At 74.4% G+C, this 20,996-nt stretch carries 20 protein-coding genes and 1 pseudogene; 9 read left to right on the top strand and 12 right to left on the bottom strand.

What is annotated here, in order from left to right:
- Nucleotides 1-13: 13 nt before the first annotated feature.
- The 10 genes from mctP to ACQPYN_RS30815 form a co-directional block, all read right to left on the bottom strand.
- Complete coding sequence (gene mctP / locus ACQPYN_RS30860) at nucleotides 14-1,675, bottom strand: monocarboxylate uptake permease MctP (protein ID WP_433031058.1); 1,662 nt, start codon at nucleotides 1,673-1,675, stop codon at nucleotides 14-16.
- Nucleotides 1,672-1,953: a DUF3311 domain-containing protein gene (locus ACQPYN_RS30855; RefSeq protein ID WP_433031055.1), complete on the bottom strand. Its 282-nt coding sequence runs from the start codon at nucleotides 1,951-1,953 to the stop codon at nucleotides 1,672-1,674. Before ACQPYN_RS30855 ends, mctP begins: the two co-directional genes overlap by 4 nt.
- Before the next feature lie 204 nt (nucleotides 1,954-2,157).
- Nucleotides 2,158-3,987 carry a phosphoenolpyruvate carboxykinase (GTP) gene (locus ACQPYN_RS30850; RefSeq protein WP_433031053.1) on the bottom strand — a complete coding sequence of 610 codons (1,830 nt, stop codon included), beginning with the start codon at nucleotides 3,985-3,987 and terminating at the stop codon, nucleotides 2,158-2,160.
- 199 nt (nucleotides 3,988-4,186) lie between these two features.
- Nucleotides 4,187-5,071: an NAD-dependent protein deacetylase gene (locus tag ACQPYN_RS30845; RefSeq protein ID WP_433039147.1), complete on the bottom strand. Its 885-nt coding sequence runs from the start codon at nucleotides 5,069-5,071 to the stop codon at nucleotides 4,187-4,189.
- Nucleotides 5,072-5,168: 97 nt separating this feature from the next.
- Entirely contained in the window at nucleotides 5,169-6,587 is a 1,419-nt protein-coding gene (locus ACQPYN_RS30840; RefSeq protein WP_433031051.1) for a metallopeptidase TldD-related protein, read from the bottom strand.
- Nucleotides 6,584-8,113, bottom strand: a complete 1,530-nt coding sequence (locus ACQPYN_RS30835) for a TldD/PmbA family protein (protein ID WP_433031048.1) — start codon at nucleotides 8,111-8,113, stop codon at nucleotides 6,584-6,586. The genes ACQPYN_RS30840 and ACQPYN_RS30835 overlap by 4 nt, the downstream gene beginning before the upstream one ends.
- Nucleotides 8,114-8,154: 41 nt before the next feature.
- Complete coding sequence (locus ACQPYN_RS30830) at nucleotides 8,155-8,538, bottom strand: DUF6802 family protein (protein ID WP_433031045.1); 384 nt, start codon at nucleotides 8,536-8,538, stop codon at nucleotides 8,155-8,157.
- Between the two features lie 9 nt (nucleotides 8,539-8,547).
- On the bottom strand, nucleotides 8,548-10,239 hold the full coding sequence (locus tag ACQPYN_RS30825) for a hypothetical protein (protein ID WP_433031042.1): 1,692 nt from the start codon (nucleotides 10,237-10,239) through the stop codon (nucleotides 8,548-8,550).
- A gap of 10 nt (nucleotides 10,240-10,249) precedes the next feature.
- Nucleotides 10,250-11,119, bottom strand: a complete 870-nt coding sequence (locus ACQPYN_RS30820) for a hypothetical protein (protein ID WP_433031039.1) — start codon at nucleotides 11,117-11,119, stop codon at nucleotides 10,250-10,252.
- Nucleotides 11,026-11,688, bottom strand: coding sequence for a dynamin family protein (locus ACQPYN_RS30815; RefSeq protein WP_433031036.1), 663 nt, complete (start codon nucleotides 11,686-11,688; stop codon nucleotides 11,026-11,028). The genes ACQPYN_RS30820 and ACQPYN_RS30815 overlap by 94 nt, the downstream gene beginning before the upstream one ends.
- A gap of 125 nt (nucleotides 11,689-11,813) precedes the next feature.
- Between ACQPYN_RS30815 and ACQPYN_RS30810 the strand changes: the two genes are divergently transcribed.
- From ACQPYN_RS30810 to ACQPYN_RS30790, 5 genes are all read left to right on the top strand, one after another.
- A complete protein-coding gene (locus ACQPYN_RS30810; RefSeq protein WP_274188839.1) occupies nucleotides 11,814-12,260 on the top strand; it encodes a hypothetical protein in 447 nt (148 codons plus the stop codon).
- A gap of 128 nt (nucleotides 12,261-12,388) precedes the next feature.
- Nucleotides 12,389-12,664, top strand: a complete 276-nt coding sequence (locus ACQPYN_RS30805) for a hypothetical protein (RefSeq protein WP_433031033.1) — start codon at nucleotides 12,389-12,391, stop codon at nucleotides 12,662-12,664.
- A 132-nt stretch (nucleotides 12,665-12,796) separates the two neighbouring features.
- Complete coding sequence (gene trmB, locus ACQPYN_RS30800; protein ID WP_433039145.1) at nucleotides 12,797-13,483, top strand: tRNA (guanosine(46)-N7)-methyltransferase TrmB; 687 nt, start codon at nucleotides 12,797-12,799, stop codon at nucleotides 13,481-13,483.
- Nucleotides 13,484-13,524: 41 nt separating this feature from the next.
- The gene (locus ACQPYN_RS30795) at nucleotides 13,525-14,232 is read left to right on the top strand and encodes an NYN domain-containing protein (protein WP_433031030.1); all 708 of its coding nucleotides are present in this window, start codon (nucleotides 13,525-13,527) and stop codon (nucleotides 14,230-14,232) included.
- 4 nt (nucleotides 14,233-14,236) lie between these two features.
- Nucleotides 14,237-14,752 carry a polyketide cyclase gene (locus ACQPYN_RS30790; RefSeq protein WP_433031027.1) on the top strand — a complete coding sequence of 172 codons (516 nt, stop codon included), beginning with the start codon at nucleotides 14,237-14,239 and terminating at the stop codon, nucleotides 14,750-14,752.
- Here the strand turns inward: ACQPYN_RS30790 and ACQPYN_RS30785 are convergent.
- Nucleotides 14,700-15,176: a hypothetical protein gene (locus ACQPYN_RS30785; protein WP_433031025.1), complete on the bottom strand. Its 477-nt coding sequence runs from the start codon at nucleotides 15,174-15,176 to the stop codon at nucleotides 14,700-14,702. The genes ACQPYN_RS30790 and ACQPYN_RS30785 overlap by 53 nt on opposite strands.
- A gap of 133 nt (nucleotides 15,177-15,309) precedes the next feature.
- Here ACQPYN_RS30785 and ACQPYN_RS30780 point away from each other — a divergent pair, with 133 nt between their 5' ends.
- From ACQPYN_RS30780 to ACQPYN_RS30765, 4 genes and pseudogenes are all read left to right on the top strand, one after another.
- On the top strand, nucleotides 15,310-16,599 hold the full coding sequence (locus ACQPYN_RS30780; RefSeq protein WP_433031022.1) for a sensor histidine kinase: 1,290 nt from the start codon (nucleotides 15,310-15,312) through the stop codon (nucleotides 16,597-16,599).
- Complete coding sequence (locus tag ACQPYN_RS30775; RefSeq protein ID WP_433031019.1) at nucleotides 16,599-17,255, top strand: response regulator; 657 nt, start codon at nucleotides 16,599-16,601, stop codon at nucleotides 17,253-17,255. The genes ACQPYN_RS30780 and ACQPYN_RS30775 overlap by 1 nt, the downstream gene beginning before the upstream one ends.
- Before the next feature lie 47 nt (nucleotides 17,256-17,302).
- A pseudogene (locus ACQPYN_RS30770) lies at nucleotides 17,303-18,567 on the top strand (amidohydrolase family protein).
- Between the two features lie 123 nt (nucleotides 18,568-18,690).
- Nucleotides 18,691-20,580, top strand: a complete 1,890-nt coding sequence (locus ACQPYN_RS30765; protein ID WP_433031016.1) for a propionyl-CoA synthetase — start codon at nucleotides 18,691-18,693, stop codon at nucleotides 20,578-20,580.
- Here the strand turns inward: ACQPYN_RS30765 and ACQPYN_RS30760 are convergent.
- A complete protein-coding gene (locus ACQPYN_RS30760) occupies nucleotides 20,577-20,942 on the bottom strand; it encodes a hypothetical protein (protein WP_433031013.1) in 366 nt (121 codons plus the stop codon). The genes ACQPYN_RS30765 and ACQPYN_RS30760 overlap by 4 nt on opposite strands.
- Between the last annotated feature and the right edge of the window lie 54 nt (nucleotides 20,943-20,996).

Raw genomic sequence — 20,996 nt, 5'->3', positions numbered from 1 at the left:
GAGTATGGCCCGGTCACACGCTCGTGACGGCCTCCGGCGCCGTGGACTCGGGGACGCGCGTCGCGTGGTAGTCCGCTCCGGTCGTGTGGTCGCGGCCCTCGGGGGTGCCGAACGCGCGCAGCACGAACGTGGCCACGACGCAGACGACGATGTTGAGGATGAGCGCCACGAAGCCGACGTAGATCTGCACACGCGAGCCGTCCCACGGCGCCCAACCGAAGAACGAGAGCTTGTCGAGGGCGAGCGCCGAGCCGCCGAAGTGCTGCTTGCCGTTCGACGGGTTGGGGATCTGGTAGAGCAGGTACATCCCCCACGCCATCCCGGCGGCCCAGCCGGCGATGAGCGCCCAGCGGTGGAACCAGCGCGTGTAGAGCGCGATCGCCACCGCCGGCAGCGTCATCAGGATGATCACGCCGCCGATGAGCTGCAGGTCGACCGAGAACTGCGGGTCCACCGCGACGATGAACAGCACCGCGCCGACCTTGACCACGAGCGAGGCGAACTTGGCCTGGCGGGCCTCCTCGCGCGGGGTCGCGCCGCGGTGGATGTACTCCTTGTAGATGTTGCGGGTCCACAGGTTCGCGGCGGCGATCGACATGATCGCGGCGGGCACGAGCGCGCCGATGCCGATCGCGGCGAAGGCGATACCCGCGAACCAGGACGGGAACTGCCCGGCGAACAGCACCGGGACGATGGTGTTGGTGTCGGGGCGGCCGGTGGAGCCGTTGATGATCGGCTTGCTGCCCGCCGCGATCGCGACGTAGCCGAGCAGGGCCAGCAGCGCGAGCAGGAACGAGTAGGCGGGCAGCGCCGCCATGTTGCGCCGGATGGTGCCGCGGCTGGAGCTGGAGAGCACCCCGGTGACCGAGTGCGGGTAGAGGAACAGCGCCAGCGCCGAGCCGAGCGCCAGCGTCGCGTACTGGAGCTGGTTGTTCGCCGTGAGCAGCGTCGAGCCCATCGGCTGCCCGGTACTCGGCGAGGGCTGGGAGAGCTTGGCCGCGCCGGCGTCGAAGATCGTGCCCCAGCCGCCGAGCTTGAGCGGCAGGTAGATGATCGCCACGAGGATGACCAGGTAGATCAGCAGGTCCTTGACCACCGCGATCAGCGCCGGCGCGCGCAGCCCCGACTGGTAGGTGTACGCGGCGAGCACCACGAACGCGACGAACAGCGGCGCGTGGCCCCAGAACCCCGACCCGTTGAGGCCCATCGTGCGCAGCACGGCCTCGAGCCCGGCGAGCTGCAGGGCGATGTAGGGCATCGTCGCGACGATCCCGGTGATCGCGACGAGCAGCGCCAGCACCGGCGAGTCGTAGCGGCCGCGGACGAAGTCGGCAGGCGTCACGTAGCCGTGCACGCGGGAGACCGACCACAGGCGCAGCAGCGGCAGCATGACCAGCGGGAACGCGATGATCGTGTAGGGCACGGCGTAGAAGCCCAGGGCGCCGGACGAGAACAGCAGCGCAGGGATCGCGACGAACGTGTACGCGGTGTAGAGGTCCCCGCCGAGCAGGAACCACGTCACCCACGAGCCGAACTTGCGCCCGCCGAGGCCCCACTCGTCGAGGTGCTCGATGTCGTCGGCGCGACGCCAGCGGCTGGCCATGAAGCCCATCGCGGCGACGCCGATGAACAGCAGCGTGAAGACGATCAGCTGGACGACCTGCGCGCCGGTCACCGGTCACCCTCCTCGTCGACGTGGCGGGTGAGCCGGTGGACGGCGACGGTGCACAGGATGCCGACGGGGATCACGGCCATCTGGAACCAGTAGAAGAACGGCATCCCGATCAGCGTCGGCTCCGCCTGGTTGAACAGGAACGGCAGGATCGAGATCAGCGGGATGAGCAGGAGCAGGTTGACCGGGCGGAACTTCACGTCGGTCCAGCCACGGGAGGGCGCCGACGTCTCGTCCGTCGGGCTCGAGGATTCCCCCGGTGGTGGGGCGCTCGTCGTCATCCCATGACCTCCCTGTCATCGCGCGCTCACGCAGAGCGCCGCGATCCTAAGCCCGCGTCACGTCGGGGTGAAGCGCGTGCGACCGGGTCGGCCGAGGCGGCCGAGGCGGCTCGGCCGTCTGCACGGCCCGGGACGAACGAACGGCGCCCTCGCTGCTCTTCCGAGCAGCGAGGGCGCCGTGTCGTTCGGTCGGGGGAGAGCGGATCAGCTCGCGTCGAGGCGCTGCTTGAGGGACTCGAGCTCGTCGCGCATGGAGGTCGGCAGCTTCTCGCCGATCTTCTCGAACCACTCCTCGATGAGGGGCAGTTCCTCGCGCCACTCGTCGACGTCGAAGCGCAGCGACGCCTCGATGTCCTCCATCGGCTCGCTGAGACCCTCGACGTCGATCTGGTCGGCGCTCGGGACGTGGCCGATCGGCGTCTCGGTGGCGGCGGCCTTGCCCTCGAGGCGCTCGATGATCCACTTCAGCACGCGGCTGTTCTCGCCGAACCCGGGCCACAGGAAGCGGTTGTCCTCGCCCCGGCGGAACCAGTTGACGTAGAAGATCGACGGGAGCTTGGTGGCGTCGGCGTTCTTGCCCACGTCCACCCAGTGCTGGAAGTAGTCGCCGACGTTGTAGCCGAGGAAGGGCAGCATCGCCATCGGGTCGCGGCGGACCTGGCCCTTGCCGCCCTTGGCCGCGGCCGTCATCTCGCTCGACATCGTGGCGCCCATGAAGGTGCCGTGCTGCCAGTCGAAGGACTCGGTGACCAGCGGGATCGTCGTCTTGCGGCGACCGCCGAAGAGGATCGCCGAGATCGGCACGCCCTGCGGGTCGTCCCACTCGGGCGCGACGACGGGACACTGCGAGATCGGCACGGTGTAGCGCGAGTTCGGGTGGGCCGCCGGCTTGGCCGAGCCGGGCGTCCAGTCGTCCCCGGTCCACGCGGTGAGGTGCTCGGGGTCGCCCTCGAGTCCCTCCCACCAGACGTCGTTGTCATCGGTCAGCGCGACGTTGGTGAACAGGGCGTTGCCCTGCTCGATGGTGCGCATCGCGTTCGGGTTGGTCTTCCAGTTCGTCCCGGGCGCCACGCCGAAGAAGCCGAACTCCGGGTTCACCGCGTAGAGCCGGCCGTCGGCACCGAACCGCATCCAGGCGATGTCGTCACCGACGGTCTCCGCGCGCCAGCCCGGGATGGTGGGCTGCAGCATCGCGAGGTTCGTCTTGCCGCAGGCCGACGGGAACGCGGCCGCGATGTAGTACGCCTTGTCCTCCGGGCTGATCAGCTTGAGGATCAGCATGTGCTCGGCGAGCCAGCCCTCGTCGCGCGCCATCGCCGACGCGATCCGCAGCGAGTAGCACTTCTTGCCGAGCAGCGCGTTGCCGCCGTACCCGGACCCGAAGCTCCAGATCTCGCGGGTGTCGGGGAAGTGGCTGATGTACTTGGTGTCGTTGCACGGCCACTTGACGTCCTGCTGGCCGCGCTCGAGGGGGGCGCCGACCGAGTGCAGCGCCGGGACCCACTCGGTGTCGCCCTCGTCGAGGCGCCGCTGCACCTCGGGGCCCATGCGCGTCATGATGTGCATCGAGGTGACGACGTAAGCGCTGTCGGAGATCTCGACGCCCAGCTTCGGGTGCTCGGCGTTCACGGGCCCCATGCAGAACGGGATGACGTACATCGTCCGACCGCGCATGCAGCCGCGGTAGAGCTCCCGCATCGTGGCCTTCATCTCGGCCGGGTCCATCCAGTTGTTGGTGACCCCCGCGTCGGCCTCGTTGACCGAGCAGATGAAGGTGCGCTCCTCGACGCGCGCGACGTCGTCGGGGTCGGAGGCGGCGTAGAACGAGTTCGGCTTCTTGGCCGGGTCGAGCCGGACGTAGGTCCCGGCCTCGACGAGCTCGGAGGTGAGCCGGTCCCACTCGTCCTGGGACCCGTCGCACCACACGACCCTGTCGGGCGTGGTGAGGTCCGCGACCTCGTTCACCCAGTCGAGCACCTCACGGCGTCGGATCGGCGGGTTGTCGAGTCCCTGGATGGTCGGAACGGCAGTCATGCGTCTCCTCGGTCGCTCGATCGCCGAACGCCGAGACCGCGAAGCGGCCCGGTCGCCTCGGGAACGGAAGCACCCCCGGACACGGCGACGTGCCCGGGAAGAGCCTCCGATGGTGGTCTCCGACGTTAACGAGACTTCTTCTCCGCGACACCGCCGAGTCGCTGTCGGGGGACTCACTTACACGATCAAGCTGAACGATTCAGGCTCGTTCGCCGAGGCCGAGCGTGGTCAACGTCGCAGGCAGGACCTCTCCGAGCGCCTCGGTGAGACGGATGGCCGCGACGTCGTCGGCCCGGCTGGGCCCGGCGGTCACGACGGCGACGGGGAGATCACGACGGGCCGCGGCGCGCACGAAGCGCAACCCCGACATCACCGTCAGCGAGGAGCCGAGGACGACCAGCGAGCGCGCCCGCTCGACGAGCTCGAAGCAGTGGTCGACCCGCGCGCGTGGCACGGACTCGCCGAAGAAGACGACGTCCGGCTTCAGCGGCCCGTCGCCGCAGGACGGGCAGCCGGTCATCGTGAAGCGGTCGAGCTCGGCGTCGGGCAGCTCGGCGTCGCCGTCGGGGTTGATCTCCGTGGCCCGCGTGTCGAAGTCCGGGTTCAGGGCGGCCAGGTCCTCCTGGACCCGCTCCCGTCCCAGCGCCGCACGGCAGCCCAGGCACACGACGCGACCCAGCGCCCCGTGCAGCTCGACGACGTCGCGTGCGCCCCCCTTCTGGTGCAGCCCGTCGACGTTCTGGGTGATGACGCCGTGCAGCAGGCCCGCGCGCTGCAGCGACGCGACGGCGCGGTGCCCCTCGTTGGGCCGGGCGCCGGCGATCTGCGGCCAGCCGACGTGGCTGCGGGCCCAGTAGCGGTGCCGGGCGACGGGGTCGCCGACGAACGCGTCGTAGGTCATCGGGGCGTGGCGGCGCTGCGCGCTCGTCGGGCCGCGGTAGTCGGGGATGCCCGAGTCGGTGGAGATCCCGGCGCCGGTGAGCACCACCGCCCCACCCTCGGCGAGCAGCGTCGCGAGCGCGGCGACGTCCCCGCGGACGGGGACCTCGGCCTCCCACGCCGTCTGGGGCGCGGTGGAGCGCATCACCGACCGGATCACGCCGTCCAGTGTGCGCCTCCGGCGCACGTGAGCACTTCGGAGTGCCAGAGCACTCCGAAGTGCTCACATGCGCGAAGCGCACCTAGCGGCCCAGGGACACCGAGGTCATGTGGAAGTCGGGGATGCGCAGCGGGGGCATGGCGGCGCGGGTGAACCAGTCCTTCCACTCGCGCGGCAGCGTGCGCTCGGTGGCGCCGGCCTCGGTGGCGCGGCGCAGGAGGTCGAGCGGCGACTCGTTGAAGCGGAAGTTGTTCACCTCGCCGACGATCTCGCCGCCCTCCACCAGGTAGACGCCGTCGCGGGTCAGGCCGGTGAGCAGCAGCGTCGTCGGGTCGACCTCGCGGATGTACCAGAGGCAGGTCAGCAGCAGGCCGCGTCCGGTGGTCGCCACCATCTCCTCGAGCGTGGCGTCGTCGCCGCCGGTGAGCACGAGGTTGTCGGTGGGCGCCGCGAACGACGCCCCGTACTCGGTGGCCGCCGCCCGCGGGTAGGCGAGCGTCGCGACCGTGCCGTCGCGCACCCACTCCACGCGCCCGGTGGTGGCGCCGTTGTCGAACACCGACACCTCGTCGCCGGAGTACGTCGTGGCGAGCACCGGGGTGTAGGCGAGGTCGGCGAAGCCGGCGCCGGCCGGGTCGCCCGCGAGCGTCAGGGGCAGGTCCCCGAGCCGCTCGCCGACCCGGGTGCCGCCGGCCCGCGAGAAGGCCGAGCGGCCCTCCTGCGCGGGCCGCCCGCCCATCGACCAGGCCAGGTAGATCATCAGGTCGGACACCGCGGACGGCGGGAGCAGCGTCTCGTAGCGCCCGGCCGGGAGGTCGATCCGCCGGGCACCCCACGGCAGCCGGTTCCGCAGACGCTCGACGAGCGCGGCGACGTCGACCGCGCCGATGTCGGTGGCCCCCTCCCCGCCCCAGACCGACGTGCCCGTGGCCGGGTCCTTGAGGTTGAGCTCGACCGACCCCGACGGCTCGACCCAGCGGCGGCGGACACCCGCGGAGGTGCCCAGCCAGGTCGTGGTGACGCGGTGGTCGGCGAACCCGAACGACGCCTCGCCGTGCCGGAAGGACGCGCCGAGCTCCTCGGCGAGCCGGGCGAACACGGCGGTCGAGGTGTCCTCGGCGCCCTCGTCCCAGTGCGCGTCGGCCGCGCCGGCGGGCTCGGGCAGCGGCGCCGCGTCGCGGGCGGGACCGGCCCGGCGGGCGGCCTGCACCGCGCCCGCGACGGCGTCGGTGAGCACCGCGTCGCCCTCCGGGCCGTCGGCGAGTCCCGTCGGAGCCGGCACGGTGGCGACGCCCGCGCCGGTGCCGCCCTCGAGGGGCACGAGCACGACCACCGAGAGCCGCCGCTCGACGGTGTTGCCGTTCGTGGTCATCGTGGAGTTCGCCCACCGCACGACGGCCTCGGAGACCTCGCGGACCAGGGCGACCGCGCCCGCGTCCGGGACCTGCGCGGAGGCGATCGCGAGGGCGCGCTCGACGAGGGTCGAGCCCGAGGTGGTCACGATCCGCTCCCCGTGTTGAGGACGTTGACGCCGCGCAGCAGGGCTGACGGGCAGCCGTGGCTGACGGGCGCGACCTGGCCGGGCTGGGCCTTGCCGCAGTTGAACGCGCCGCCGAGCCGCCACGTCGAGGGCCCGCCGACGGCCTCGAGCGAGCCCCAGAAGTCGGTGGTCGTCGCCTGGTAGGCGACGTCGCGGACCTGCCCGACGAGCTCGCCCCCGCGGATGCGGTGGAAGCGCTGCCCGGTGAACTGGAAGTTGTAGCGCTGCATGTCGATCGACCAGGAGCGGTCGCCGACGACGTAGAGGCCGTCCTCCACCGCGCCGATCAGCTCCGACGTCGGCCTGTCGGTGACCGGGTCGGGCCGCAGCGACACGTTCGCCATCCGCTGCAGGGGCACGTGCTCCGCGGAGTCGGCGTAGGCGCAGCCGTTGGACCGGTCGAGACCGAGGCGCGGCGCGAACGACCGGTCGACCTGGTAGCCGACGAGCACGCCGTCGCGCACGAGGTCGAACTCCTGCGCGGCGACCCCGTCGTCGTCGTAGCCGACGCTCGCGAGGCCGTGGGGGACGGTGCGGTCGCCGGTCACCGTGAGGACGTCGCTGCCGTAGCGCAGGGTGCCGAGCTTGTCGGGCGTCGCGAAGCTCGTGCCGGCGTAGGCCGCCTCGTAGCCGATGGCGCGGTCGTACTCGGTGGCGTGCCCGATCGACTCGTGGATGACGAGCCACAGGTTGGTGGGGTCGATGACGAGGTCCGTGGGGCCCGCCTCGACGCTCGGCGCCCGCACCTTCTCGGCGAGCAGCTCCGGGAGCTCGGTGAGCTCGGCGCCCCAGTCCCAGCCCGTGCCGGTGAGGTACTCCCAGCCGCGCCCGGCCGGGGGCGCGAGCGTGCGCAGCGACTCGAAGGCCCCGCCGGCCCGGTCGACCGTGGTGATCGAGATGTCGGGGTCGACGCGCACGCGTTGCTGGGTGGTCGTGGTGCCGGCCGTGTCGGCGTAGAAGCTCTGCTCCTTGACCTGCACGAGGCTCGCCGAGACGTGGTCGACACCGGACGCGGCGAGCAGGGCCGCCGACCGGTCGGTGAGCAGGGCGATCTTCTCGGCGACGTCGACGGCCCACGGGTCGACGTCGTACGGCGAGACCCAGACCGCATCGGCGTGCACGGGCTCGTCGGCGAGCGTGACGCGCTCGGTGGCCAGCGACGCGAGGGTCGCCGTGACGTCGAGAGCCCGGTGCGCCGTGGCCACCGCGACCTCGGGGGTCAGGTCGACGTGGGCGGCGAACCCCCACACGCCGTCGCGCAGGACGCGCACGGCCAGCCCGAGGCTCTCGGAGTCGGCGGCGACGACCACCCGCCCGTCGCGCAGCTCGAGGTGCTGGGTGCGCAGGCGGTGCACGCGCAGGTCGGCGTGCTGGGCCCCGCCCCGGCGCGCGGCGTCGAGCGCGGCGTCGGCGAGGGCCGCGAGGGGCAGGGCGAGGAAGTCCTGGTCGACCGGGTGGCCGACCGCGTGCGTCCCGGATCTCTCCACGGGCGCCGAACCTACCGGCCGCGGGCGACCGGGTCGGGGGATCAACCGCCGCGGACCCACCGTCCGGTGACCGGATCGATGGTCGGCGCGGGCGGGGGCGGGCCCTCGTCCCAGCTCTCGCCCGGCAGCCCGGGCGTGGTGGCGGTGATGGTGGCGGTGGTCGCCGTGCCGTCGGCGAGCACCCGGGTGAGCACGTCGACGCGCCCGTCGCCGTCGACGTCGGTGCCCAGCTCGAGGGCGTCCGGCCCGGCGACCACGGCGGTGTCGGCGCGCCCGTCGGCGTCGCTGTCGACCGTCGCCGGACCGAGCGCGTGCGGGCCGTCGGGCGCCGCGACCAGCAGCTCGGCGGCGGGGCCGCCGGGATCGACGTGGGCCTCGGGGTGGAGCCCGGAGTCCAGCGAGGAGTCGTCGGGCAGCTCGACCATGGCGCGAGGCTAGGTCGCCGCCGCCTCCCGTGGTGGCGGTTCGGGGAGATCCACGCGGTCCCGCAGTGCGGCGAGCCGCCGCAGCAGCGCCTCGGCACGGTCGCGTCCCTCGCGGGCCTCCGCCGCGGTGTGCGCCGCGGCGCGGTCGGCGGCGGTCCGGTCGGCGCCCGCGTGCCGCACGGCGCGCTCCGCGGCGGCCAGCGCGTCGTCGAGATCCCGCGCGCGGTGCTCGAGTGCGGCGTCGAGGGCGAGCGTGACCTCCGCTCGGTGGTGATGAGCGCGTCGGCGAGCACCCGGTCGAGGTCGCCGCGCACCTCCGCGAGCGCCTCGGCCGCCCACTGGCGCAGGTGCGCGCGGTCGGCGGCGAGGCGCCGGGCCCGCGCGACCCAGCCCGCCGCGCCCAGCCCGAGCCCCACCGACACCGGGACGAGCGCGGCGCCGAGCGCGACCGGCGCGATCGGGACGGCGAGCAGCGGCAGCAGCGCGAGGCGGAGAGCCCGAGCCCGCCCGACGCCCCGGCGACCACGAGCAGGCGGTCCTCGGCGGGCCGCGTCCGCGGCGGGGGCACGAGGCCGGGCTCGGCGGCGTCGGCCACCCTCGATCCGCGACCCGCAGGGACGGCAGCTCGCCGGCCGGCACGAGGTCGGCGAGGGTCGCCGCGACCAGCCCGCGCAGACGCGTGCCGAGGCCCTCGACCACGGCGGCCGCCAGCGTCTCCACCTCGGCGGCGAGGTCGCGCGGGACCGCGGCGAGCCCGGCGCGGTCGGCGTCGTCGATGCGCCCGCGCGTGGCCGTCGCGAGGGCGCGGACGCGCGCGGCGAGGTCGTCGGCGGCGGCCACGCGGGCGGCGGCGAGGTCCGCGCGCCAGCGCGTGTGGTGGTCACGGCGCAGCGCGGCCCGGGCGGCGAGGAGCTCGTCGCGACGGCGGGCGAGGTCGCCGACCCCGTCGGCCGGGGCGCGCAGGGCGCTCCGGGTCGCCTCGGCCCTGGCTGCGACCCCGTCCAGCCCGGCGGCGAGCAGGCGCAGCGCGTTGGCCTCGGCGAGCATCCGGCGGCGGCGCGCGACGAGGCGGTGCAGCTCGCGTTGCAGGGCGGCCAGGCCGGAGCGCCGACGCAGGGCCTCGGCGGCCTCGGGCAGCATCTCGGCCGTGCCCGCGCGGCGGGCGAGCTCGGCGGAGACCGCGAACCACGGCGCCCCCGCGAGCCGCGGGACATGTTCGGCGACCAGGGCGCGGTCGGCCTCGAGCACCGTGCGCCAGCCGCGGTGGGCATCGGTGCGGCTCAGCGCGAACACGACGGTGTCCACCCGGCCGGCCGCGCGGGCGAGCGCGTCGAGCTCCTCGGCCCCGAGCGGGGCGGCGGCGTCGGCGAGCACGAGCGCCGCGGTGGCGCCGTCGACCGGCCAGCTGCCGGGGTCGGGGCCGCGGGCGGGGACGACGAGGTCCAGCTCCTCGAGCAGCGGCACGCCGAGGTCGTCGTGGGTGGCGTGCGCGACGGTGACCTCGTCCCGACCGAGCAGCGCGGCCAGCAGCTCCCGGCGACCCCGTCCGGGCGCCCCGACGAGCACCACGGTCGGCCGCATAGGCGGGGGCGGCGCCGCGGCGCGGTCGGCGACGTCCGGGTCGAGGCGGGCGAGCAGCGTCGTCAGCGCCTCGCGGGTGCGCGCGACCTCGGCGGGGACGTCCCGCCCCGACGCGGTCACGACGACCCGGTCACGGGGGACCGGTGCGTGCGGTCAGGTCCTGCCACATCCCGACGTAGGTGCGGTGGACGACGTGGGCGAGGTCGGCGATCCGCCGGGGCGAGCCCCAGGACCCGTACGCGCGCCACCAGGCGGCGCGCCGGGCCGCGTGGCCCGCGACCTCCACCGGCCCGGCGCCCGGGCGGCCCACGCGGACGTCCGGGGCGCGGCCGAGGCGAGCCGGTCGACCTCGTCGAGCAGCTCGGCGGGCAGCCCCAGCGCGCCCGCCCACAGCCGCGCGCGGGCGGCGAGCAGCGCCCGCTCGGTGAACGCCTCCCGGCGCGCCAGCGCCGCGGCGGCGTCGGCGATCCGGGTGCCCTCCCCGCCCGGCGCCGTCCTGCGCCTCGGTGCGACCCAGGGCCTCGCCGAGCGCGGCGAGGTCGCGGACCCCGGCCGTCGCGGCGTGCAGGTCGGTGCGGGCGCGCACCTCGTCGTGCAGCCGTCGGACCAGCGTCGCGAGCCCGGAGGCGGCGAGCAGGGCGTCGCAGAGCTCCCCGACCCCGGCGGCGGCGTCGGCGCGCAGGAGCGCGATCCCGAGGGCGAGGCCGCGCAGGTCGAGCAGCTCGACCAGCCGCGTCCGGGCCTCGACCGCCAGGGGCAGCTCGGCGGTCGTGAAGAGCTCGGCGTCGAGCAGGGCGACCTCGAGCACCGCGGGGTCGGCCGCCGCGAGCACCCGCAGCGCGCCGACGTCCTCCGCGCGCAGCGCCCCGGTGACCGCGGTCTCGGCGAGCAGGCCGATCACCGGCGTCACCGGCCCCACGCGGTCGCCGAGCCGTCGCCCGAGCTCGACGGCGAGGTCGCGGCCGTCGTCGGGACCGACCGTGTCCGCCCGTCCCAGCACGGCGACGACCCCGCCGGGCCGTGGGCCGCGGGGCCGGGCAGCACGTCGAGATCGCCCGCGTGCGCCGTCGCCGGCAGCACGACGAGCGCGGCGTCGGCGTGGGCGCCGCCGGACACACCTCCGGGCCGGCGCGCCGATCCCGTCCCCGGGGTGTCGATCACGGTCAGGTCGTCCAGCGCGGCGCTCGTGAGCGTCACCACCAGGTGGTCGACGTCCTCGGGCCGGACGCCGAGCCGGTCGCCGACCGCGGCCGGGACCCGCCCGCCCGCGGCGAGCGGCAGCGGCCGACGGGTGCCGTCGACGAGCACGACGTCGAGCCGATCGGCGGGCCCGCGGACGTAGTGGGCCGTCAGCCCGGTGCACTCGCCCGCCCCCGTCGGCGCGACCCGGCGTCCCACCAGGGCGTTGACCAGCGTCGACTTGCCCGACGAGACGGGCCCGGCCACGACGAGGGACGGCGTGGCGAGCATCCGGTCGGCGATCGCCTCCACCGCGTCGGCGCTCGGCAGCGACACCCGCGGGGACAGCGCACGGCATGTCGCGACCACGGCGCTGCGCAGGGGGCCCACAGCCGTGGCAGCGTAGGCGTCGGACCGTGCCCGCGAGGCCGGTTCGGCAGGACTCCGGAGGGTTTCGATTGATCGCCCGTCGGGGGAGACTGCTCACCAACCGTCACCTGCGAGGAAGGCCCCCCGTGCTCGACACCGGCACGTATCTCTTCATCGTCGTGGTCGGCGCGATCATCACCTTGGTGGTGGGCCAGATCCTCATGCGCTCGGGGATCGGGTTCCTTCGCGACGTCTTCGACTCCGAGGAGACGGCGGTCTCGACGAACCGGCTGCTCGGGGTGCTGTTCCACCTCGTGGCGCTGGGTTTCCTCGCCCTCATCTCGACGTACCGGCCCTTCGACGTCCAGGGCACGGTGCAGATCGTGATCACCCAGCTCGGCGGCGTGATGCTCCTGCTCGGCGTGCTCCACGGGCTGACGCTGCTGCTGCTCGCCCGCGTCCGGAGCCGGCGGCGCAGCGAGACCATCGAGTCGGAGATGAGCAGCCAGTACGAGCAGCAGCGTCGTGCGCGGCAGACGCAGCGTCAGCAGGTGATCGAGGGCGGTCCCTCGTCCGGCGGCGGCGGGCGCTGACCTCGGCCTGGCACAGGCCCTCACGGAGGCCGTCCGGGGTCCACGGATCGCCCGACCGGGTCATCTCGGCGCGGATCCGCTAACCCGGGCTGTGATCTGCGCGATGTGCGGATGTGACCCTCGTCCCCTTGACCCGGCGCCGCACGCCCGTCGTCGCGGAGCCGCTGACCAGGCCGCTGCCGCGACTCACCGATGTGGTGCACGCGGTGACCGCCACCTTCGCCTCCGGCGGATGGACGCTGCGGTTCGGCCCTTCCGGGCAGCAGGTGGTGGTCGACCGGCTCGCGGAGGCCGACGCCGCGGCCCGCCGGCTCGTGGGCGCCGTCCTCGGCCTGCCCGACGCGGCCGTCCGCATCCGGATCACCCCCGACGACGCGTCGGTGGCCTCGCTGCGCCGGTCCTGACTCCCGCACCTCTCGCGCCGGAGCGCGGGATGTGAGGATCAGGTGGTGGAGACCGATCACGACACGCGCGCGACGTCCGGACCGGGCGTCCCGCGGCGCTCGGTGGTCAGCTTCACCGACCGCGGCGGGCGGATGACCGCCGGCCAGCAGCGGGCCTGGGACCGCCTCTGGACGCGCTTCGGGGCGGACGCCGCCGGCTTCGACCGCGACCCCGACGGCCCGCGGCCCCCGCTCGACGGCGGCCGGCTGGACGCCCCCGCCTGGTTCGGCCGACGGGCCCCGCTGCGGCTCGAGATCGGCTCCGGGATGGGTGAGACGACCGCCGCCCTCGCCGCCGCCGAGCCCGACGCCGACCACGTCGCCGTCGAGGTCTATCCCCCCGGGTTGGCCCAGCTGCTCATGCGCCTCGAGGAGCAGGAGCTCGCCAACCTGCGCCTGCTGCGCGGCGACGCCGTCGTGGTGCTCGAGGACCTCGTCGCCCCGGACTCGCTCGCCGGCCTGCGGGTCTTCTACCCCGATCCCTGGCCGAAGCGCCGGCACCACAAGCGCCGCCTGGTCCAGCCCGCGACCGTCGCCCTCATGGCCTCGCGCCTCGCGCCCGGCGCGACGCTGCACCTCGCCACCGACGTCGCCGACTACGCCGAGTGGATGCTCGAGGTGACCGACGCCGAGCCGCTGCTCGACAACCCGCACGGCGGCTTCGCGCCGCGGCCGGCGTGGCGCCCGCGCACCAAGTTCGAGGCCCGCGCCGAGCAGGAGGGCCGCCCGAGCCGCGATCTCCTCCTGGTGCGCACCGAGGCGGCCGGGGGCGAGTCCTGAGCACCCATCGGACCCGGCGCCGGGCGGTTAGAGTCGGCCCCGTGTCACCCTCGCCGTCGCCCGCCGATCTCGCCACCCCGCCCACCGACATCGCCGGTGGCGGCGACGTGCGGGTCGACGAGGGCGTCGGTGTGGTGCCCACGACGGAGGCCCCGCCCGCGCGCACCCTGCTCGTCTGGGACGCGCCGAACATCGACATGAGCCTCGGCTCGCTGCTCGGCACGCGTCCGACATCGGCGTTCCGGCCCCGCTTCGACGCGGTCGGCCGCTGGCTGCTCGGGGAGGCCGGCCCCGAGGGCGTCGCCGAGGCCACGGTGTTCACCAACGTCGTGCCGGGCTCCACGGAGATCGTGCGGCCCTGGGTCGAGGCGCTGCGCAACGTCGGGTTCGCGGTGTTCGCCAAGCCCAAGTCCGCCGACGACTCGGACGTCGACGACGACATGCTCGCCCACATCGAGCTGCGCCGGTCCGAGGGCGGGCTCGCGCACGTCGTCGTGGCCTCCGGCGACGGGCGGGCGTTCCGCGAGCCGCTCGAGGACCTGGTGGCGCAGGGCGTCACGGTCACCGTCATCGGGTTCCGCGAGTACGCCGCGTTCGCGGTGTCCTCGGAGATCGTCGACTTCCTCGACCTCGAGGACATCGACGGCGTCTTCCGCGAGCCCCTGCCGCGCGTCAGCCTCGACACCCTGCCCGACGCCGGCGCGTGGCTGCCGCCGCTGCGTTCGCTGCGCTCCCTTCTCGAGCGGTAGCCCGGTGGGGCTGCCGGAGCACTGGGGCACGACGCCCGACGAGCGCGCCCGGCACACCCCGGCCGACGTCCTGGTGCCCGCGCCCCGCGCCCGCTGGACCCGCGGGGTCACGTCGGCGGCGAGCCCGGAGGACCTGTGGCTCTGGGTCTGCCAGCTCACCGTCGCGCCGTACAGCTACGACCTCCTCGACAACCGCGGCCGGCGGAGCCCGCGACTGCTGACCCCGGGCGCGGACGACCTGCGCGTCGGGCAGCGCCTGCTGGTGCTCTTCGTCGTCGACTCCTTCGACCCCGGCGAGCAGTTGACGTTGCGGCTCCGGCGGCGCGGGACCGGCTCGCTCGCGGAGTTCGCGATCACCTACGCCGTGGCGCCCGACCCCCGCGGCTCCCGGCTCATCGCCACGGTCACGGTGGACGGTGCCGCTCGCGGCGGGCTCCTGCGGTACGCCCTCGCCTGGGGTGACCTGGTCATGATGCGTCGCCAGCTCCGGACGCTGGCCGAGCTGGCGGGCGCGAACTGAAGAACGCGTTCGCCTCGGGCCGGAACATCAGCACCAGCGCGACGACGACGGCCGCCAGGTGCACGACGCGCAGGGCGACGACGGCGAGGTCCGGGACGCCCGCGTCGGCGAGGTACGCGACGGGCGAGGCCCCGGTCGCGAGCCACATCAGCGGTTCGACGACCAGCGACGCCGTCCCCACCACCCCGAGCAGCACGGCGAGCGTCCACCGCACGACGTTGCGGCCCTTCGGCAGGGCGAGCACGAGCACGACCACCCCGGCGTAGATCAGGGCGCGCTTGGCCAGGGCGGCCGGGCCGGGAGGGTCCGGCAGGGCGAGGTGGACCAGGGTCTCGGCGACCCCGGCGCCGACGGCGACCAGCCAGACGACGACCGCGGCGCGCACGGGACGGGGGACAGGAGGTGAGACGGCGAGGATCGACATGCGGACCACACTCCGCGCCGGCGTGCCGCCGGGACAGCCGGCAGGCGCCCCGCCCGGGGTGGGGTTGTCCCTACCCTGACCGGGAGGATCACCGGCTGGGGCCGGCCGTGGACGACGAGCAGGGTCCGGAGGCATGACCACGATGGCGCTCGCCGTGCCCACGCCCACCGACACCGGGAAGGTCCTGTGGCGCCGTATCGCCTACCTGCTCGCCGGGCTCCCGCTCGGGATCGCCGCGTTCGTCGTGGCGGTCGCCGGCTTCTCGCTCGGGGTGTCCACCCTGATCCTCTGGATCGGCGTCCCGATCCTCGCCGCCACCCTCTGGGCCGCGCGCGGTCTCGCCACCGTCGAGCGTCGTTCCACCGAGCGCGTCACCGGCCGCGCGCTGCCGCCGCACCACTACCGCGTGGCCGTCCCCGGCGCGGGCCGCCCGGCGCTCTCGCTGGCGATGATCGGCGACCCGCAGGCGTGGCGGGACCTGCTGCACGCGGTGCTCGGGTTCCCGGTCCGTCTCGCGGCCGCCGTGATCGCCCTGTGCTGGGGCATCGGCGGGCTCGGGGGCCTGCTGTTCGTGGCGTGGGAGTGGGCACTGCCCGACGGCCCGGAGGATCGCCGGGGCCTGTCCTGGCTGCTCAGCGGCACCGAGAGCCGGATCGCCGAGATCGTCGTCAACACCGTGCTGGGGGCGGTGATGCTCGCCGTGTTCCCGTGGCTGGTCCGCGGGCTCGTCGCGACCCGGGCGGCGCTGGCCCGCGGGCTCCTGACCAACCAGACCGCCGCCCTGCGCGCCCGCGCCGACGAGCTCGCGACCGGCCGGCGGGCCGCGGTCCAGGTGGAGGCGACCACCATGCGCCGCCTCGAGCGGGACCTGCACGACGGCCCCCAGCAGCGGCTGGTGCGGATGACCATGGACCTCGAGGCCACCTCGCGACGCCTCGACGACGACCCGGAGAAGGCCCGCCCGCTGCTCGACGAGGCGATCGCCCAGAGCCGGGAGGCCCTCGCCGAGCTGCGCGCGCTCTCCCGCGGCATCGCCCCGCCGGTGCTCTCGGACCGCGGGCTCGACGCGGCGCTCGGGGCGGCCGCCGCGCGCAGCCCCGTGCCGGTCACCCTCGACGTGGCCGTGCCCGGACGCCTGCCCGCGGCGGTGGAGACGACGGCGTACTACGTCGTCACCGAGGCGCTCACCAACGTCGCCAAGCACGCGGCGGCCACGCGCGCCACGGTCACCGCCGCGCTCGACGACGACCGGCTCGTCGTCTCGGTGGAGGACGACGGCCGGGGTGGCGCGCACTCCGGCAAGGGCCACGGCCTCGCCGGTCTCGCCGACCGCGTCACCACCGTCGACGGCACGCTGGCGATCACCAGCCCGGCCGGCGGTCCGACGGTGCTCACCGCGAGCCTCCCGGTGCGGGAGAGCTGATGCGCGTCGTGCTCGCCGAGGACTCGGTGCTGCTGCGCGAGGGACTCGTGCGCCTCCTCGGTGAGTACGGCGCCGAGGTCGTGGCGGCCGTCGGCGACGGGGAGGCGCTCGTCGCGGCCGTCGCGGAGCACCGGCCGGACGTCGCGGTGGTCGACGTCCGGATGCCGCCGGACTTCACCGACGAGGGGCTGCGGGCGGCGCTGCGCGTGCGTCGCGACCTCCCGGGCACCGCGATCCTCGTGCTCTCGCAGTACGTCGAGGTGTCCTACGCCCAGGACCTCCTGGGGGCGGGCGGCGGCGTCGGCTACCTGCTCAAGGACCGCGTCACGCGCCTCGACGACCTCGCCGACGCCCTGGCCCGGGTCACCGCGGGCGGCACCGTGCTCGACCCCGAGGTCGTCTCGGCGCTCTTCGCCCGCCGCGATCCCCGCGCGTCGCTGACGGCGCGCGAGCGCGAGGTGCTCGCCCTCGTCGCCGAGGGCCGCGCGAACGGGGCGATCGGGCGGACCCTCACCCTGAGCCAGGGGGCGGTCGAGAAGCACATCTCGTCGATCTTCGACAAGCTCGGCCTCGCCCGGGACTCGAGCGACGACCACCGCCGCGTGCTCGCCGTCCTCGCCTGGTTCGGGCTCGGTGCGGGCCGTGGCACAGTCTGACCGTGCGCCGCCTCACCGCTCCGATCGTTCTCCCCTGTGACGCGTCGATGTCGGTGCTGCGCGACGCGGTGGTCGACGTCGACGACGACGGGCGGATCGCCCACGTCGGGCCGGCCGAGGGCGCGCCGGCCACGGACGCGCCGGTCACGCGGGTGAACGGCCTGCTCATGCCGGGGCTGGTCAACACCCACGCCCACACCCCGCTGACCGTGCTGCGGGGGATGGGCGGCGACCTCCCGCTGATGCGCTGGCTGCTCGAGGTCGTCTGGCCTGCCGAGGCCAAGCTCGACGGCGCCGACGTGCGCGCCGGGATGCTCGCGGGCACCGCGGAGATGCTGCGCGGCGGCGTCACCACGTCCGCCGAGATGTACTTCCAGAGCGAGCACGTCGTCGAGGCGGTGCTCGAGATCGGCTCCCGGGTGGTGCTGACGCCCGGCATCATCACCGCGCCCGGGATGGAGCGCCTGGGCACCTGGCAGCAGATGCGGGACGCGATCACGCGCTGGATCGACGCCGACGGGCTGCGCTTCGGACCCGGCGAGCGCATCGAGCTCGGCTACGGCCCGCACGCCGCGTACACGCTGCCCACCGAGGCGATCGTGACGACGGCGGCGCTCGCGCGGGAGCGGGGCGCGCTGATGCAGCTCCACGTCGCCGAGGCGGTGGGCGAGGACGACGACGTGCGCGCCGAGTTCGGCTCGGTGCCCGCGATGCTCGAGGCGACGGGCTCGCTGGGCGGGCGGGTGCTCGCCGCGCACGCGATCCAGCTCTCCGACGACGACATCGCGATCCTCGCCCGCCACGACGTCGCCGTGGCCCACTGCCCGGGCTCGAACGCGAAGCTCGCCGCGGGCACGGCACGGGTGGCCGAGCTGCGCACCGCCGGCGTCCGGATGGGACTGGGGACCGACTCGCCGGCCTCGAACGACGACCTCGACATGTGGGAGGAGCAGCGCCTCGCCTCGCTGTTCGCCCGGCTGCGGGGCGCCGACGCCACCGCGCTCACCGCCGCCGACGCCCTGGCCATGGCCACGCGCGAGGGGGCCGCGCGCTCGGCCGCGACGACCTCGGCGTCCTCGCCCCCGGCGCCTGGGCCGACGTCGTGCACGTCCGGCTCGACGACCCGGCCTTCATCGACCCCGACGACGACGCCCAGCTCGTCTCCAACCTCGTCTGGGCCAGCGGCGCCCGGGGTGTGCGGGACGTCTGGGTGGCGGGCGAGCCGGTGCTCAGCGACGGGGCCCTGACGCGCGTCGACCCCGGCGACGTGCTCGCCGGCGCCCGCCGCGTGGCCGCCAAGGTCAAGTCCTGACGTGAGCGAAGTTCCCGGCTATAGCCGGGAACTTCGCTCAACGGGGCCGGAGGCCGGCCGGAACGATGTGCCCGTCGCTTCGGGCGGTGCGCCGGGGCTCGTGGCGTCGTTAGGGTCGCGCTCATGAGTGGCGAGTACCGGCAGGCGTACGACCGCAGCATGACCGACCCCGACGGCTTCTGGCGCGAGGCCGCGGGCCTGATCGACTGGTACCGCGAACCCGACACGATCATGGACTCCTCGGCGCTGCCGTTCTCGCGGTGGTTCCAGGGTGGCGAGCTCAACACCTGCCACAACGCGCTCGACCGCCACGTCGACGCCGGTCGCGGCGACCAGGTCGCGCTGATCCACGACTCGCCGGTCACCGACGACCGCCAGCGCTACACCTACTCCGAGCTGCGCGACAAGGTCGCCCGCTTCGCCGGGGTGCTGCGCTCGGTCGGCGTCGACAAGGGCGACCGAGTGATCATCTACATGCCGATGATCCCCGAGGCGGCCGTCGCGATGCTGGCCTGCGCGCGGATCGGCGCGATCCACAGCGTCGTCTTCGGCGGGTTCGCCGCCCGCGAGCTGGCCGTCCGGATCGACGACGCCCGGCCCTCCGCGATCGTCAGCGCGTCCTGCGGCATCGAGGGCAAGCGGGTCATCGAGTACAAGCCCCTGCTCGACAAGGCCGTCGAGCTCGCCGAGCACGACCCGGGCCGGGTGATCGTCTTCCAGCGCCCGCAGGCCGAGGCCGCGATGACCGAGCGCGACGTCGACTGGGCCCAGGCCGTGGAGGCCGCCGAGCCCGCCGACTGCGTCTCCGTCGCGGCCACCGACCCGCTCTACGTGCTCTACACCTCGGGCACCACCGGCAAGCCCAAGGGCGTCCAGCGCGACAACGGAGGCCACGCCGTCGCGCTCGCGTGGTCGATGCCCAACATCTACAACGTGGGGCCCGGCGAGGTCATGTTCACCGCGTCCGACGTCGGGTGGGTCGTCGGGCACTCCTACATCGTCTATGCGCCGCTGCTCATCGGGGCGACGACCGTGCTCTACGAGGGCAAGCCGATCGGCACACCCGACGCCGGCCAGTTCTGGCGCGTGGTCCAGGAGCACGGGGTGAAGGCACTGTTCACCGCGCCCACCGCGTTCCGCGGCATCAAGAAGGAGGACCCCGACGCGGTGCTCCTGCAGGACTACGACATCTCGAGCCTCGAGACGCTCTTCCTCGCCGGCGAGCGCCTCGACCCCGAGACCTGGACGTGGGCGTCGGAGAAGCTCGGCGTGCCCGTGGTCGACCACTGGTGGCAGACCGAGACCGGCTGGCCGATCGCGGCCAACCTGCGCGGGCTCGAGCCGATGGAGCTCAAGGCCGGCTCGCCGTCGGTGCCCGTCCCCGGCTACCAGGTCGAGATCCTCGACGTCGACGGGTCGCAGCTGCCCCGCGGCGAGGAGGGTGCGATCACGATCAAGCTCCCGCTGCCCCCGGGCTGTCTGCAGACGCTGTGGGACGACGACGAGCGGTTCCGCGAGTCGTACATGTCGCGCTACGAGGGCTACTACCTCACCGGCGACGGCGGCTACCTCGACGAGGACGGCTACCTCTACGTCATGGGCCGCACCGACGACGTCATCAACGTCGCCGGGCACCGCCTGTCCACCGGCTCGATGGAGGAGGTGCTCTCCGGCCACCCCGACGTCGCCGAGTGCGCCGTCATCGGCGTGCACGACGCGATGAAGGGTCAGGTCCCGCGCGGGTTCGTCGTGCTCAAGGCCGGCGTCGAGCGCGACGAGGCCGAGCTCAACGCCGAGCTGGTGAAGATGGTGCGCGACGAGGTCGGCGCCGTCGCGTCGTTCAAGAACGTCGCGATCGTCCCCGCCCTGCCGAAGACCCGCTCGGGCAAGGTGCTGCGCAAGACCATGCGCGGGATCGCCGACGGCAAGGACGAGGCCGTGCCGTCGACGATCGACGACCCGAGCGTGCTCGACGCCCTGCGCCCGGCGCTGCAGAAGGGGCCGGAGGTCTAGGCGGGCGTCTCGAGCAGGGTCAGGACGGCGATCCGGTACCCGTCCGGCCCCGCGACGAGCTGGTAGCAGAACCGCTCGGCGGGACCGCGGCCGTGGTCCCACGTGACGTCGGCCCAGACGCCGACGGGCCCCTCGGCCATCACGGTGATCGAGGGGTCCGCGGTGTCGACGCCCTCGTACTGGTCCCACGACGAGCCGAAGAAGGCGGCCGTCTGCGCCGCGTCGGTCACGGGGATCGAGGTCCCCGGGAACAGGATCAGCGCGGGCACGGCGTAGAGATCGGCGACGGCCTGCTCGTCGCGGGCGAGCAGGGCCTGCGCGTAGGTGGCGAAGAAGCCGTCGACGGTGTGGGTGTCGGTCATGGTGGGTGACGCTAGGGACAGAACCGGACACGCCGGTGTCGTGTTCTGGCCTAG

The sequence above is a fragment of the Actinomycetospora sp. CA-053990 genome (assembly GCF_050948445.1).
In the GTDB taxonomy this organism is placed as follows: Bacteria; Actinomycetota; Actinomycetes; order Mycobacteriales; family Pseudonocardiaceae; genus Actinomycetospora; species Actinomycetospora callitridis.
Note: the sequence above shows the minus strand (reverse complement) of the source record. Positions and strands in the feature narration are given on the sequence as shown.

Coding starts and splice junctions, on each gene's coding strand:
- ACQPYN_RS30775 (WP_433031019.1), top strand. CDS start 16,599: ATGCGCGTCGTGCTCGCCGAGGACTCGGTGCTGCTGCGCGAGGGACTC.
- trmB (WP_433039145.1), top strand. CDS start 12,797: ATGACCGCCGGCCAGCAGCGGGCCTGGGACCGCCTCTGGACGCGCTTC.
- ACQPYN_RS30785 (WP_433031025.1), bottom strand. CDS start 15,176: ATGTCGATCCTCGCCGTCTCACCTCCTGTCCCCCGTCCCGTGCGCGCC.
- ACQPYN_RS30850 (WP_433031053.1), bottom strand. CDS start 3,987: ATGACTGCCGTTCCGACCATCCAGGGACTCGACAACCCGCCGATCCGA.
- ACQPYN_RS30830 (WP_433031045.1), bottom strand. CDS start 8,538: ATGGTCGAGCTGCCCGACGACTCCTCGCTGGACTCCGGGCTCCACCCC.
- ACQPYN_RS30780 (WP_433031022.1), top strand. CDS start 15,310: ATGACCACGATGGCGCTCGCCGTGCCCACGCCCACCGACACCGGGAAG.
- ACQPYN_RS30765 (WP_433031016.1), top strand. CDS start 18,691: ATGAGTGGCGAGTACCGGCAGGCGTACGACCGCAGCATGACCGACCCC.
- ACQPYN_RS30845 (WP_433039147.1), bottom strand. CDS start 5,071: ATGCGCTCCACCGCGCCCCAGACGGCGTGGGAGGCCGAGGTCCCCGTC.
- ACQPYN_RS30760 (WP_433031013.1), bottom strand. CDS start 20,942: ATGACCGACACCCACACCGTCGACGGCTTCTTCGCCACCTACGCGCAG.
- ACQPYN_RS30855 (WP_433031055.1), bottom strand. CDS start 1,953: ATGACGACGAGCGCCCCACCACCGGGGGAATCCTCGAGCCCGACGGAC.